This is a genomic window from Streptomyces sp. YIM 130001, assembly GCF_003574445.1.
In the GTDB taxonomy this organism is placed as follows: domain Bacteria; phylum Actinomycetota; class Actinomycetes; order Streptomycetales; family Streptomycetaceae; genus Streptomyces.
Map to the genome: position 1 here is coordinate 240,733 of NZ_KZ984555.1, position 14,508 is coordinate 255,240.

At 66.9% G+C, this 14,508-nt stretch carries 10 protein-coding genes; 2 read left to right on the forward strand and 8 right to left on the reverse strand.

Annotation, left to right across the window (positions count from 1 at the left end; translation table 11 throughout):
- Positions 1-66 precede the first annotated feature (66 nt).
- Positions 67-1,701, reverse strand: a complete 1,635-nt coding sequence (locus DSC45_RS16640; protein WP_119291602.1) for a peptide ABC transporter substrate-binding protein — start codon at positions 1,699-1,701, stop codon at positions 67-69.
- 400 nt (positions 1,702-2,101) lie between these two features.
- Here DSC45_RS16640 and DSC45_RS16645 point away from each other — a divergent pair, with 400 nt between their 5' ends.
- Both DSC45_RS16645 and DSC45_RS35755 read left to right on the forward strand, forming a co-directional pair.
- The gene (locus DSC45_RS16645; protein WP_119291604.1) at positions 2,102-2,545 is read left to right on the forward strand and encodes a hypothetical protein; all 444 of its coding nucleotides are present in this window, start codon (positions 2,102-2,104) and stop codon (positions 2,543-2,545) included.
- A 36-nt stretch (positions 2,546-2,581) separates the two neighbouring features.
- Positions 2,582-3,229 (forward strand): hypothetical protein, encoded by a 648-nt coding sequence (locus tag DSC45_RS35755; protein ID WP_162929246.1) that lies wholly within the window; start codon positions 2,582-2,584, stop codon positions 3,227-3,229.
- A 140-nt stretch (positions 3,230-3,369) separates the two neighbouring features.
- Here the strand turns inward: DSC45_RS35755 and DSC45_RS16655 are convergent, their stop codons facing one another.
- The 7 genes from DSC45_RS16655 to DSC45_RS16685 form a co-directional block, all read right to left on the reverse strand.
- Positions 3,370-4,518, reverse strand: a complete 1,149-nt coding sequence (locus tag DSC45_RS16655) for an ABC transporter ATP-binding protein (RefSeq protein WP_119291608.1) — start codon at positions 4,516-4,518, stop codon at positions 3,370-3,372.
- Positions 4,511-5,572 carry an ABC transporter ATP-binding protein gene (locus DSC45_RS16660; protein WP_119291610.1) on the reverse strand — a complete coding sequence of 354 codons (1,062 nt, stop codon included), beginning with the start codon at positions 5,570-5,572 and terminating at the stop codon, positions 4,511-4,513. The genes DSC45_RS16655 and DSC45_RS16660 overlap by 8 nt, the downstream gene beginning before the upstream one ends.
- 11 nt (positions 5,573-5,583) lie before the next feature.
- Complete coding sequence (locus DSC45_RS16665) at positions 5,584-6,543, reverse strand: ABC transporter permease (RefSeq protein ID WP_119291612.1); 960 nt, start codon at positions 6,541-6,543, stop codon at positions 5,584-5,586.
- Positions 6,536-7,465 carry an ABC transporter permease gene (locus DSC45_RS16670; protein WP_119291614.1) on the reverse strand — a complete coding sequence of 310 codons (930 nt, stop codon included), beginning with the start codon at positions 7,463-7,465 and terminating at the stop codon, positions 6,536-6,538. Before DSC45_RS16670 ends, DSC45_RS16665 begins: the two co-directional genes overlap by 8 nt.
- Positions 7,466-7,545: 80 nt before the next feature.
- Positions 7,546-9,177, reverse strand: a complete 1,632-nt coding sequence (locus DSC45_RS16675) for a peptide ABC transporter substrate-binding protein (protein ID WP_119291615.1) — start codon at positions 9,175-9,177, stop codon at positions 7,546-7,548.
- 537 nt (positions 9,178-9,714) lie between these two features.
- The gene (gene typA, locus DSC45_RS16680) at positions 9,715-11,622 is read right to left on the reverse strand and encodes a translational GTPase TypA (RefSeq protein ID WP_119291617.1); all 1,908 of its coding nucleotides are present in this window, start codon (positions 11,620-11,622) and stop codon (positions 9,715-9,717) included.
- A 290-nt stretch (positions 11,623-11,912) separates the two neighbouring features.
- The gene (locus DSC45_RS16685) at positions 11,913-14,249 is read right to left on the reverse strand and encodes an ABC transporter family substrate-binding protein (RefSeq protein WP_119291619.1); all 2,337 of its coding nucleotides are present in this window, start codon (positions 14,247-14,249) and stop codon (positions 11,913-11,915) included.
- Between the last annotated feature and the right edge of the window lie 259 nt (positions 14,250-14,508).

A 14,508-nucleotide genomic window follows, 5' to 3' on the forward strand; every position in this document is an offset into this window, starting at 1 on the left:
GCTCCGGAGCGTCGGTGGCGGCCGTCACCTCTCGCACGGGAAAGGTGAACGGCCGCCGGGGGCAGGTCAGTTGACGGTGATCTCTTCGTAGACGGGGACGCTGAACTGGTTCAGGGCCACGTCACCGACGTTCTCCGAATAGCCGGCGCTGCCGTTCTGGTACCAGAGCGGGATGGCCGGCATCTGGCCGGCGAGGAGCTTCTGGGCCTCCTGGAAGTCCTCCACGGCCTTGGCGGTGTCCGACTCCTGGTTGGCGCGGGCCACCAGGTCGTCGAACTTCTTGTCGGTGAACTTCCCGTAGTTGGAGGAGGCTCCCGTGGAGTAGAGCGGCTCCAGGAAGTTCTGGATCAGCGGGTAGTCCGCCTGCCAGCCGGAGCGGAAGGCGCCGGTCATCTTGAAGGTGCTCATCTGGTTCTTGAAGTCGGCGAAGGTGCCGACCGGGTTCACCGTGCAGACCGCGCCCTTGCCGAGCGCGTTGTTGATGCTGTTGCAGACCGCGTCCATCCACTCGCGGTGCGAGCCGGTGTCGACGTTCGAGGTGATGGTGACCTTGCCGCCGGGCAGTCCGCCGCCCTCGGCGATCAGCTTCTTGGCCTGCTCGGGGTTGTACTTGCAGGCGGCGCCGCAGCCTTCGGGGTCGTAGCCGCCCTTGTCGCCGAGGGCCGGGGACGTCCAGTCCTTCGCCGGGGTGCGGGTGTTCTGGAAGATCTGCTTGGTGATCTGCTCACGGTTGATCGCCATGGACAGGCCCTGGCGGACCTTCTCCATCCCCTTCTTGCCCCAGTTCTTGTCGTAGAAGGGGAAGACCAGGGTCTGGATGATGAGGGCCGGCTGGTTGATGTACCGGTCGCCGAGGTCGCTCTTGACGTTCTTGAGCTGCTTGGCCGGCACGTCGTCGACGAGGTCGATGTTGCCGGCCATCAGGTCGGTGTACGCCGTGTTGTTGTCGGTGTAGACGTTGAGGTCGACGCCGCCGTTCTTGGCCGCGTCCTCTCCCTTGTACTCGTCCCACTTGCGGAGCTTCATGCCGGAGCCCTTGGTGTACGAGTCGACCACGTAGGGGCCGTTGCCGACGGGCTTCTTCAGCCAGGCGTCGTGGTTCTTGAAGAAGGACTGCGGGAGCGGCGAGAAAGCCTGGTAGCCGAGGGTCTGCGGCCACAGCGAGAACTTCTCGGCGAGCTTGACCGTGAACGTCTTGGCGTCCTTGACCACCAGGCCCGACATCGTCTTGGCGGTGGGCTTGCCGGACTCCGGGTGGACGGCGTCGTAGCCCTCGATGTTGTCGAAGAACGGGGAGTTGTTCTGGGTGTTGTCGACGTGCGCGCCGTAGTTCCAGGCGTCCACGAAGGACTTGGCGGTGACCTTCTCGCCGTTGCTGAAGGTCCAGCCGTCCTTGAGGGTGACGGTGAAGTTCTGCGAGTCCTTGGTGTCGATCTTCTCGGCCACCATGTTCTGCGCCTCGCCCGTCTTCGGGTCGTAGCGCACCAGACCGCGGAAGATCATGTCGAGGACCTTGCCGCCCTGCACCTCGTTGGTGTTGGCCGGCTCCAGCGGGTTCTGCGGGTCTCCCCACGAGGACCGTACGATCCCGGAGCCGTCGCCGCCGCCACCACTGGTGTCGGCCCCGCCGCCGCAGGCAGTGGCCGCGAGCGCGACGGTCACCGCGCAGGCGATCCACTTGGCGTGTGTGACTCCCCGCATGGAGTACCTCCTAATCGGGCAAATGGAGACTTGCGATCAAATAGAACCCATCCTCAGTTGCTGCGCATCTTTACGTCTGCCGTCCGGGTTTCTTCCTAATGTCCGGCCCGGCGGCCCGAGCATCTCGCCCCGCCGTGACGCCCCTTCACCCGGTCCCGACGGCCGGCCGCACCCGAAGGCAACGCCGCCCGACCCTCTTCCGCACCAACAGGCCACTCAGCACAGGGAATTGAGCTGGAATCAGATTCACGGACACTCGAATCCCGGCATCCCATTTGACCAATACCGACTCAAATACCCGTCGATGACAGGCGAATACACCGATGCCGGAGACACATTGACACTCCGTAATTCGCCTGCGTAATATTCCGATCCGCAAGATCCAACAAGGGGGATAAAAATGTTCCGCAGGCCCGCACGACTCGCCCTTGCCGCTTCCGCGGCAGCCCTTCTTTCGACCACGGTACTGACCAGTTCCGCGCAGGCGAAGGACGGCGACCCGTGGAAATGCAGCCATGGGAGCTCGGCCAGCGCCACCGACGCCGGCGGCCGGGACTCGTACGTGACCCATGTCGACCCGGACAACGGCGATCGAGTCGGAATGAATTTCACGGCGAACGGCGAAAAGCTGACCCAGTGGAATGACAGCGACGACACGGCGGACTACTACGCCAAGTTCTACAAGGGCAACAGCATCGACCTCACCTGGCACTGGAACCTGGAACCCAAGATGGCCGACTACACCTACAACTTCGAACGGCCCGAGGGCCAGAGGGTGCAGCTGGAGACGAAGCTGTTCCAGCCGTCGAAGGGCGGTTGCATCGACAACGGCGGCGTGGCCTGACCGTCGTAGGCAACTCGGGAATCAGAGGTGCGGCTCATGCGTAAGGCCTGGGTCGCCGCAACGCTCACAGCGATCCTGTTCAGCACCGGTTGCGGCGCGGAGGAGTCCGCCGGACGGTCGGAGGCGGCGAAAGAGAGCCCCTGTGCCGCGGAGTTCACCTGGGATGTCTCGGACAAGTGGAAACTGGCTGTCCTTGACGAGCCGGTCGACATAAAATCCGGAGGAACTCTCAGAACTCGCGCCGCGCCCTACGATCCTCACCGGGCCACGGTTTCAGCAACCGGTTCGGACACGGGAAAGGCACGCGGAAGATCCCGCGGCACCTCGCCCAGTGATTCCGAGATCCTGAAAAGTCTGAGCAGCGACATCAGGAAACCTTTGGCGCACGTCGGAGAAAAGACCTCGGACGTGGCCCGGAAAGCCGAGGTGGAATTTCCGGGCAGCGCCGCGCGGCCCGTTTACTACCAAGGCCTCCGGGTCGTCGAGGCCACGTACCGATTTCACTGCTCCGGCTCCACGACGGGCGCCGGCAGCGGTCGTGTCGTCACGTGGGACAAATCGTCAGCCACCACCGGGCTGGTCGACTGCCTGAAGAAGCCTCGCGAGAATCCGCGGACCCACCTCGCCCGCCTCGCGGCGAAGAAGGGCTGTCCGGCCGGGAGTGCCGCCGCTCCCAGCTCCTGAACACACCGAAGCGCCCGGAACCGGATCGGTTCCGGGCGCTTCGGCGCTCACGCGGGAAGGCGACTCAGTGGACGGCCGACTTCCCGCTCACGGTGCTGGGACGAGGAATCGGCGCCGGTCCGACTCCGCCCCGCGCCCCGTCAGGCCGCGTGGACGACGTCCTTCTCCTCGGCGAAGTGGCAGGCCGATTCGTGTGCCACCGGTGTGTCCGAGCTCTTGAAGCGCTCCGGGATCGCGAGCAGCGGCACCTCCTTGGAGCACTTGTCCTGCGCCTTCCAGCAGCGGGTGCGGAAGCGGCAGCCCGACGGCGGATTCGCCGGCGACGGCACGTCACCGGTCAGGATGATCCGCTCCCGGCCCTCACGGGCCTCGGGGTCCGGCACCGGCACGGCGGACAGCAGTGCCTGGGTGTACGGGTGCGTCGGGTGCTCGTAGATCGCCTGGTCGGACCCGATCTCCGCCATCTTGCCGAGGTACATGACGCCGACGCGGTCGGAGATGTGTCGGACGATGGAGAGGTCGTGGGCGATGAAGATGTACGACAGGTTGAACTCGTCCTGCAGACGCTCCATCAGGTTGATGACCTGTGCCTGGACCGAGACGTCGAGCGCGGAGACCGGCTCGTCGCAGATGATGATCTCGGGGTTCAGGGCGAGCCCGCGGGCGATGCCGATGCGCTGACGCTGGCCGCCGGAGAACTGGTGGGGGTACCGGTTGATGTACTCCGGGTTGAGCCCGACCACGTCCAGGAGTTCCTGGACCCTGCGCCTGCGGTCACCCTTCGGCGCCACCTCGGGGTGGATGTCGAAGGGTTCGCCGATGATGTCGCCGACGGTCATCCGGGGGTTCAGGGACGTGTACGGGTCCTGGAACACCATCTGGATGTTGCGGCGCACGGCCTTCAGGGCGCGGCCGGACAGCTTGGTGATGTCCTGGCCCTTGTAGAAGACCTCGCCCGCGGTCGCCTGCTCCAGCATCATCAGGAGCTTGGCGACGGTCGACTTGCCGCAGCCGGACTCGCCCACGATGCCGAGGGTCTCGCCCTGGTGCAGGTCGAAGGAGATTCCGTCGACGGCCTTGACCGCGCCGACCTGCCGCTTGAACAGGATGCCCTGGGTCAGCGGGAAGTGCTTGACCAGGTTCCGCACCTGCAGAATCGGCTCGCCGCGGTCGACGGACGCCTCGATCGCGGCGACCGCCTCGGTCTCGCTCGCGGCGTCCAGCTCGTCCACCTCGGAGACGTTCGGCGTCGCGTCGGCGGGCTCCTCGGCCTTGTTGACCTCAGCCATGGATCGTCTCCTCCCAGAAGTGGCATGCGCTGCCGCGGCCCGGCAGGTCGGTCCCGTCCTGCTCCGTCACGGGGACGAGTGCCGGGATCTCGGTGCGGCAGATGTCCTGCGCCTTGGGGCACCGCGGGTTGAACGGGCAACCCGACGGCACGTGCATCAGGTTGGGCGGCAGGCCCTTGATCGCGTAGAGCTCCTGGCCCTTCTGGTCGAGCCGCGGGATCGAGTCGAGCAGACCGCGCGTGTACGGGTGCGCGGGGCGCTTGTACAGCTCGTGCACCGGCGCGGTCTCGACGATCCGGCCCGCGTACATCACCGCGATCTTGTCGGCGACGTCCGCGACCACACCCAGGTCGTGGGTGATCAGGATCAGACCCATGTTGAATTCCTGCTGCAACTCCGCGAGCAGGTCCATCACCTGGGCCTGGACCGTCACGTCGAGAGCCGTGGTCGGCTCGTCGGCGATGATCAGGTCCGGCTCGAGCGCGAGCGCCATGGCGATCATGATGCGCTGGCGCATACCGCCGGAGAACTGGTGCGGGAAGTCGTTCACCCGGTCCTTGGCGGCCGGGATCTTCACCCGCTCCATGAGCTCAATGGCCTTCACCTTGGCCTGCTTGCGGCTCAGTCCCTCGTGCACGCGGAACATCTCGCCGAGCTGATAGCCCACCGAGAGCACGGGGTTGAGCGAGGAGAGCGCGTCCTGGAAGATCATCGCGATCTTCTGGCCGCGGATCTTCCGCCGCTCCTCGTTCGACATGGTGAGCATGTCCTGGCCGCGGAAGAGGATCTCTCCCTGCGGGATCTTCCCCGGCGGCATGTCGAGGATGCCCATGACGGCCTGGGCCGTCACCGACTTGCCGGAGCCGGACTCACCGAGGACGGCGAGCGTCTCGCCCGCGTCCACGCTGTAGTTGACGCCGTTGACGGCCTTGACCACGCCGTCGCGGGTGTGGAATTCGACGTGCAGGTCCCGGACATCCAGGAGTCTGCCGCCGTGGTCCCCACCCGAGCGGGAGGAGGGGGCCGAGTCCGAGTTGATCTCTATGCTGGTCATGTACGCCTCCCTCAGCGCAGCTTCGGGTCGAGGGCTTCGCGCACCGCGTCGCCGAGCATGATGAACGCCAGCACCGTGAGGCTGAGCATTCCGGCCGGGAAGAAGAGCGTGTGCGGGTTGTTGCGGATGTCGGCGACGGCGTCGGAGATGTCGCCGCCCCAGGAGATCTCGCCGCCTGCGAGGCCGAGACCGAGGAACGAGAGCGTCGACTCGGCGACGATGTACGTACCGAGTGCGATGGTCGCGATCACGATCACCGGGGCCATGGCGTTGGGCAGGATGTGCCGGAGCAGGATCCGCTTGGTTCCGGCGCCGAGAGCACGGGCCGCCGTCACGTAGTCGGAGTGCTTGGTCGTGATGACCGCACCCCGCATGACGCGGGTGATCTGCGTCCAGCCGAGGAAGGCCAGAGCGCCGGTGACGACCCACACGCTGCGGTTGGGGAAGGCGTTCAGGACGACCATCGCGCCGAGCAGGAACGGGATTCCGAAGAACACGTCGGTGAGGCGGGAGATGAGGGTGTCCCAGAAGCCACCGAAGTAGCCGGCCAGCATTCCCATCAGTCCGCCGAAGAGCGTGATCAGGATGGTCACGCCGAAGCCGACCATCACCGAGTTGCGCGTGCCGTGCACGACGCGGGCGTAGATGCTCCGCCCCTGCCGGTCGTAGCCGAACCAGTCCTCCTGGAAGAGGTGACCGTACGAAGGCTTCTGCAGGAAGTGGTTCTGCAGGTCACCCGACGCGGGGTTGGTGCTGGTGAAGAGGCTGGGGAAGGCCGCCACGAGGAGGACCAGGATGATCAGCAGTCCACCGATGACGAAGAGCGGCCGGCGGCGCAGATCGCGCCACGCGTCGCCCCACAGGCTCCGCGGCTTGCCGACGTTGCCCCCGCCGTTCTTCGGCTCAGCGGCCGTGACGTCCGCCGATGGGCCTGTCGCGTCCGTCGTTTCCGTCTTGGTCAGGTCAGGCATAACGGATCCTCGGGTCCAGGACCGCGTAAAGCAGGTCGACGAGCAGGCTGGCGAGGAGGTACACGAGCACCATGACGGTGACGATGCCGACGATGACCGCGCCCTCGCGTCGGGCGAGCGCCTGGAAGAGCAGGTTGCCGACGCCGGTGACGTTGAAGATGCCCTCGGTGACGACCGCGCCGCCCATCAGCGTGCCGATGTCCGTTCCCAGGTAAGTCACCACCGGGATCAGCGAGTTGCGCAGCAGGTGGCGCGAGACGATGCGCCGCTTGGGCAGCCCCTTGGCCACCGCGGTGCGCATGTAGTCCGCCTGGCGGTTCTCGGCGATCGAGGTGCGGGTCAGTCGCGCCACGTAGGCGAGACCCACCATGCCGAGCACGAGAGCCGGCAGGAGCAACTGCGCCGTGTCGGTCGAGTCCTGGACCGTGGGGGTGACCCAACCGAGCTGGTTGCCGAAGATCAGCTGGAAGAACAGACCGAAGACGAAGATCGGAACCGAGATCACCAAGAGGGTGATCAGAGTGACCGAGTTGTCGATGATGCGGCCGCGGCGGATTCCGGCCAGGACGCCGAGGGAGATACCCACGACGATCTCGAATCCCCAGGCCATGGCGGCGAGACGCATCGAGACCGGGAAGGCCTGAGTCATCTCGTCGAGAATCGGCCGGTTACCGGCGATGGTGTTGCCGAAGTCCCCTTGCAGCAGCCCGCCCATGTAGTGCAGGTACTGCTGCCAGAGCGGCAGATCGAGCCCACGGTCGTGCTTGATCTGTGCCACCTGGCTGGGGTCCGGCGGCTTGTCCCCCCAAAGTGAGGCGACCGGATCGCCGGGGAGCACGTTGACCATGAGAAAGATCAACAGGGTGGTCCCGATGAACACCGGGATCATCTGGAGCAGTCGCCGCGCGACGTAGCGCCCCATCATGCCTCCGTCCACTGCAGAGCCGACCTGTGGCGGCGGTCGGGATTGCCGACCGCCGCCACGGGGTGAGGCTCTGACGACTACTTCTTGAAGACCTCGACGTCGGTGAAGATCGGGTCACCGGCCTGGTCGAACTTGACGTTCTTCACGTTGTTCGAGTGCGCGGAGAGCGTCTTGTTGTACCAGAGCGGGATGCCCGGGAAGGTGTTGACGAGCTGCTTCTCGGCGTCGCCGTACAGCTTCGCGGACTCCTCGACCGTCTTCGCGCCGTCGGCAGCCTTGGCCAGCTTGTCGAACTTCGGGTCCGAGAAGCCGCCCTTGTTGCCGTCGACGCCGGTGCCGTAGAGGTCGGCGAGGAAGTTGCCGTTGAACGGGTAGTCGAGCACCCAGCCGGAGCGGTACATCGACTTGACCTGCTTCTTGTCGCGGATCTCGGTGTCGGCCGCGAAGTCGGTCACCGCGTCCTCGACGCACTTGACCTTGGTGGCCTTGGTGATGCTGTTGCACACCGCGACGACCCAGTCCTTGTGCGGCTGGTCGGCGTTGTACTGGAGCGAGATCTTGTTGCCCGGGACGCCGCCGCCTTCCTTGACGAGCTTGGCGGCAGCCTTCGGGTCGTACTTGCAGTACTTGCCGCAGGCGTCGTCCTGGTAGCCCTTGACGCCCTTGGCGACCCAGCCGGTGGCGGAGTCACGGGTGCCGTTGAACACCGTCTTGGCGATGGTGTCGCGGTCGATCGCCATCGACAGGCCCTGCAGGACCTTGACGTCGATGTCCTTCCACTGCTTCGTGTAGAAGGCCGGGTTGATCGTGTTGATGGCCGAGTAGTCCATCTCGATCGCGCGGTCGCCGAAGTCCTGCTTGAAGTTGGCGACCTCGCTGTTCGGGATGATGGGCATCGAGTCGACGTTGTCGGACTTCAGGTCGGCGTAGGCGGCGGTGTCCTTCGTGTACGCCTTGAAGTCGATGCCGCCGTTCTTGGCCTTGTCCTCGCCCTTGTAGTCGTCGTTGCGGACGACCTTGATGGACTTCTTGTGGTCCCAGCTCTTGAACTTGTAGGCACCGTTGCCGACAGGCTTCTCGCCGTAGGCCTTGGGGTCCTCGAAGAACTTGGAGGGCAGCGGGTAGAACGGCGTGTACACCAGCTTGTACGCGTAGTACGGGATGCCGGACTTCAGCGAGATGGTGAAGGTGTTGTCGTCGACGACCTTCAGACCGGACATCTTCTCGGTCTTGGCCTTCCCCTTCTCGGGGTGGACCTCGTCGTAGCCCTCGATGTCGCGGTACCAGGAGCTGTTCTGCTGACCGTTCGCGGGGTTCGCGGCCCAGTTCCAGGCGTCCACGTACGACTTGGCGGTGACCGCCTCGCCGTCGTGGAACTTCCAGCCCTTCTTGAGCTTGACGGTCCAGACCTTGTTGTCCTTGTCCGGCTCGACCGACTCGGCGTTCTCGTACGTGATGTTGCCGTCACTGTCGTAGTGAACGAGACCCGTCCAGAGCGAGTCGATGACGACGCTGCCGTACGCCTCCATCGTGTTCGCCGGCTGGAGCGCGTTCTGCGGCTCGCCGTTCGCGTAACTGACGATGCCGTCCTTGTCGACGGCCTTGTTGTCGTTGCCGCTGTCGCCGCCATCGCCCCCGCCGCAGGCGGTCGCACCCAGCGCAAACACGGCGGCTATCGCGACCCACTTGGCGCTCTTGGCACCACGCATGGGTTCCTCCTCATGAGTCCACTTGTTCACTGCAAGAGGGGGCACGATTCGTCCCGCCGCCACCCCTGACGACGTATAGGAAGTGCCCCAGTGTGCTCGTGAGTCGGCGCTCCCCACAGCGCGTGACCCATTGACCCGAGCTCTACGCCGTCAACTATTAGCCATGGGGTTGCGCCCGACCACACCCTTTTGGTCTCGGTTCGATCACACCTGAGCCGTACTTCTTCCGAAATCTGGACAAACCGATCCGAGATAGATGGTCGCGAAACGGACTCGTTACACATCTATCGGTCAGCAACGTCCGGATTCCGGACAAGTGATCGCGGAAAACCAGTTGCCACGACGGCCGATCCGGAGCTTCCGTCACGCCCGCTGACGGGCATTCGACCAGAGGCGGTGTCCGACGGGAATCTAGGCGCGTAGATCGATGCCGAGAAGTTACCCCGGAACGCCTATCGGCCCGACTCCAGCGCCAGTTGAGGCGGAGTCGGGCCGATCGGATGTCACACGCGTGCGACGTCCGGACGGGCGCTCGGATCAGTGGTGCTTGGCGCGCGAGGCCGCGCGGGCGCGCTCCGTCTTGTCCAGGTTCACCTTGCGGATACGGATCGCCTCCGGGGTCACCTCGACGCACTCGTCGTCGCGGCAGAACTCCAGGGACTGCTCCAGGGAGAGCTTGCGGGCCGGCACCACGTTCTCGGTGGTGTCCGCGGAAGCCGCACGCATGTTGGTGAGCTTCTTCTCCTTGGTGATGTTCACGTCCATGTCGTCGGCGCGCGAGTTCTCGCCGACGATCATGCCCTCGTACACCTCGGTGCCGGGCTCGGTGAACAGGACGCCGCGCTCCTGCAGGTTGATCATCGCGAACGGCGTGACCGAACCGGCGCGGTCGGCGACCAGCGAGCCGTTGTTACGGGTCGTCAGGGTGCCGAACCACGGCTCGTGGCCCTCGTGGATCGAGTGCGCGATGCCCGTACCGCGGGTGTTGGTCAGGAACTCCGTACGGAAGCCGATGAGGCCGCGGGAGGGGACGACGAACTCGAGGCGGACCCAGCCGGAGCCGTGGTTCGACATGTTGTCCATACGGCCCTTGCGGACACCCATGAGCTGGGTGACGGCGCCCATGTGCTCCTCGGGCACGTCGATCGTCATGCGCTCGACCGGCTCGTGCGTCTTGCCGTCGATCTCCTGCGTGACGACCTGCGGCTTGCCGATGGTGAGCTCGAAGCCCTCGCGGCGCATCTGCTCGACCAGGATGGCCAGGGCCAGCTCGCCGCGGCCCTGCACCTCCCAGGTGTCCGGGCGCTCGGTGTCGAGCACGCGCAGCGAGACGTTACCGATCAGCTCGCGGGCCAGGCGGTCCTTGACCTGACGGGCGGTGACCTTGCGGTCCTTGACCGCGGACTTGGCGTCCGCGCCCTTGCCGGTGCCGCCACGGCCGACCAGCGGCGAGGTGTTGGTACCGATGGTCATGGAGATGGCCGGCTCGTCGACCGTGATCAGCGGGAGCGCGATCGGGTTCTCGGGGTCGGCCAGGGTCTCGCCGATCATGATGTCGGAGATGCCCGCGACGGCGCAGATGTCGCCGGGGCCCGCGACCTCGGCGGGCTTGCGGGTCAGCGCCTCGGTCATCATCAGCTCGCTGATGCGGACGTTGGCGATGGTGCCGTCGCGCTTGATCCAGGCGACGGTCTGCCCCTTGCGCAGCTCGCCCTGCTCGACCCGGAGCAGCGCGATACGGCCGAGGAAGTTGTCGGCGTCCAGGTTGGTGACGTGCGCCTGGAGCGGGGCCTCGGCGTCGTACTGCGGGGCCGGGACGGTGTCCAGGATGGTCGTGAAGAACGGCTCCACGCTGTCGCTGTCGGCCGGGACGGTGCCGTCCTCCGGCTTGGTCAGCGAGGCGACGCCGTCACGCGCGCAGGCGTAGACGATCGGGAACTCGATCTGGTCCTCGTCCGCGTCCAGGTCCAGGAACAGGTCGTACGTCTCGTTGACGACCTCGTCGATCCGGGAGTCCGGGCGGTCCGTCTTGTTGATGCACAGGATGACGGGCATCCGGGCCTGCAGCGCCTTGCGGAGCACGAAGCGGGTCTGCGGAAGGGGGCCCTCGGAGGCGTCCACGAGCAGCACGACCGCGTCCACCATCGACAGACCGCGCTCGACCTCGCCACCGAAGTCGGCGTGGCCGGGGGTGTCGATGATGTTGATCGTGATCGGGTCCCCGCCGTCCTTGGGGTGGTACTTCACCGCCGTGTTCTTGGCGAGGATCGTGATGCCTTTCTCACGCTCCAGGTCGTTCGAATCCATCATGCGGTCGTCGAGCGACTCGGCGGCGTGGGCGGCGAAGGCACCGGCCTGCTTCAGCATGGCGTCTACGAGGGTCGTCTTGCCATGGTCGACGTGGGCGACGATGGCGACGTTACGGATGTCGTGGCGCGTGGGCACGTGCGGTGCTTCTCCCGTGGATGAATGGAACTCGGAGCGGCTGCGCGCACGTACTGCGGCTGCAGTTGTACGCGGGCCCTGCCGGGCAGACATGCCACGGCCTCACCCCATGGTACGGGCCTGCCGGACAGGCGGCCTCCGCAGGGTTCGGCGGGGGTGGTACGGAGGGGAAAGCGCAGGTCAAGTGGGTGCCACAAGTGTGCCCGCCGGCAAGACCGGCGGGCAAGGCACTTGAGGGAGTTCAGAGGTACGGGGTCAGAGGTGCGGGACGGCCCCCGGACGAGGCGGGGCTAGTCCTTCTTGCTCGGCTCGGCCGAGCCGTCCGGGCCCGGGTGGGCGCCGCGCTCGAGGAAGCCCATGTCCTCGTAGTGCGGGGTCTCGAAGCCGGTGGCGCCCGCGTTGGCCAGATTGCGCTTGGCCGCGAAGAGCTGCGGGCGCTGGTAGAGCGGAATCGATCCTGCGGCGGCCCAGATCCTGGCGTCCGCCTTCTTCACCAGGTCCCGCGAGGCCTCGTCGTCCAGCTCGGACACCGCCTGCTCGAAGAGCTGGTCGATCTGGTCGGTGCCGACCCGGGTGTAGTTCTGCTCGACGTTGAGCGAGCCGTCCGCCGCCGGCTCCGGCTTGGCGAAGATCGGCCGGGCGTCGGTCGCCGGGTAGGCGGTGCCGGGCCACGAGTAGAGGGCGAGGTCGTACTGGCCGGAGGCGATGTGGTCCTTGAAGTAACTGTCGTCCTCGACCTTCTCGGTCTCCGTACGGACGCCGATCTTCGACAGCATCCCGGAGATCTTGTCGGCCACCGCACGCAGCGAGTCCGAGCCCGCACCGGAGGGGAGTACGAAGCGCAGGGTGAGCGGCTTGCCGTCCTTGCCGAGCGGGCCGCCCGCGGCCTTCGGGGAGGCGCTGCTGTGCGCGGAGGCGCCCTCCTTCGGAGCGGCCGTGCCCTTCGGTGCGTACGCGCCGGGGGCGCCGCCGTGCCGCGCCTGGTCGGCCTCCTTCGCCCGCTTCTTCTCCTTGCCCTCCTCGCGCCGCACCTCGTCCGGCAGGCCGTCCCGTGCCGCGGCCGACACCGCGCGGGCCTGCTCCTTGAGCGCCACCTGCTGGCGGCCGGCGGACTCGGAGAGCGAGAGCGCCGGGACACCTGGATCGCCGGGCTTCGAGTCGTCCTCGCCGACGATGTACGTGTCGTCCTCGGATTCCTTGGACTTCTTCTCGCCCTTGGCGGCGGCACCGGCGGACCCTTCGTCCTCCTTGGTGGCCTCGGCCGCCTTCTTGCCCTGCTCCGCTCCCCCAGGCACCCAGCCGGCGTCCGCGAGGAGCGCCTGTGCCTCGGCCACGTCCTGCTTGCCGAGCGCACCGCTGCTGTCCTTGTACGCCTGCTGTCCGGCGAGGGCGAGGTGGCTGCCGACCGGCTCGGCGGGCAGACCCAGCGGGCCGAGCACCGTCTTGGCGATGGCCTTGCGGTCGATGGCCCGTGCCACGGCCCGGCGTACCCGTTCGTCGGCGAGCGGGCCCTCGGCGCCGTTGAGCGCGAGCTGGGTGTAGGCGGGCTCGAGCGACTTGCGGACCTCGAACTGCCGCAGGCCCTTCTGTCCGGCGGCGTACTTCTTGCGCGCCTGAGCCGTCTTCTCCCGGGCCTCGGTCTCGGCCTCGGCCTTCTCGTCGCCGTCCGAACCGTTCGCGCGCGCCCAGGAGATCAGGGCCTTCGACGGGGTCATGTCCGTGCCCGGGCCGTGCGCGAGGGGACCCTTCGCGCCGCGGTCGCGGGCGGCGAGCGCGATGCGCTCCGCGTCCCCGGCGCCGATCTCGGCGATGTCGATCTCGCCGTCCGCGAGGGCCTGCGCCCGCTTGTTCTGCGGTACGGCCTTGAGTACCAGCTTCTCCAGCTTGGCGGGGCTGCCCCACCAGCGCGGGTTGCGGGTCAGGGTCACCTGGTCTCCCTTGCGGTCGACCTTCTGCACCCGGAACGGGCCCGCGGTCTGGTCGAGGCCGCGCCGCGCCCCCTCGTTGAACGCGTCGGGGGTGCCCATGACCTCCTTGGGGTACAGCGGCGAGAACAGGGAGCGCCAGTCGGCGTACGGCTTGCTGAAGGTGACCCGTACCTCCAGGTCGTTGGCTCCACGCTCGATCTTCTCGATGCGCTCGTAGCCGGCGTTGCGAGCGGTCCAGTACGCGGAGTCCTTGCCGGACAGGGCGCGCCACTGGGCGGCGAAGTCGGCGGCACCGATCTCGCGGCCGTTGCTCCAGACCGCCTCCTGGTTGAGCTTGTAGAGCACGACCTGCTTGGGCTCGCGCTCGACGATCTCGGCCTTCTCCAGGTAGTCCGCGTTCCGTACGGTGCGGCCCTTGTCGTCCAGGGTGTACAGGGACGGCAGTACGGCACCGGCGATCCGGGTGGTGGCCGAACCGGCGTCCGCCTGGAAGGAGTTGAGCGTCTCGGGCACGGAGTCGACCGCCCAGTTGGCGGTGCCGCCGTCGGCGACGAGGTCGCGGGTGGCGGGGCGTACGTCCTGGGCTGCGGATGCGGCGCCGGACTCGTCGCCCGAGCTGCAACCGGCGAGGGCGGGCAGGGCGAGCGCGCCCGTCGTGAGGAGCGCGACAGATCGGAGTCTGACGCCGTCGTGGGACATGACTGAAACCTCCGGGGCGGCCCACCGGCCCGGAGGGCCGGGAGAGTCGGGTTTGTTCACGTATGGGCGTATAGGGAGTTGATCACATCTATCGACCACTGAAGGGGGCCCGGGGGCGCGGGGGCGGGAGACACGGCGACCGAGGGGTGGATTGCCACTCGTGCGGCGCAACGGGGATTCGTTTCAGGCCCGGCCCCGAGGGCCTTGCCCTCGAGCGCCGGACGGGCCTCCGTTCGCCCTGGCGGGCCTGTCCCCGATC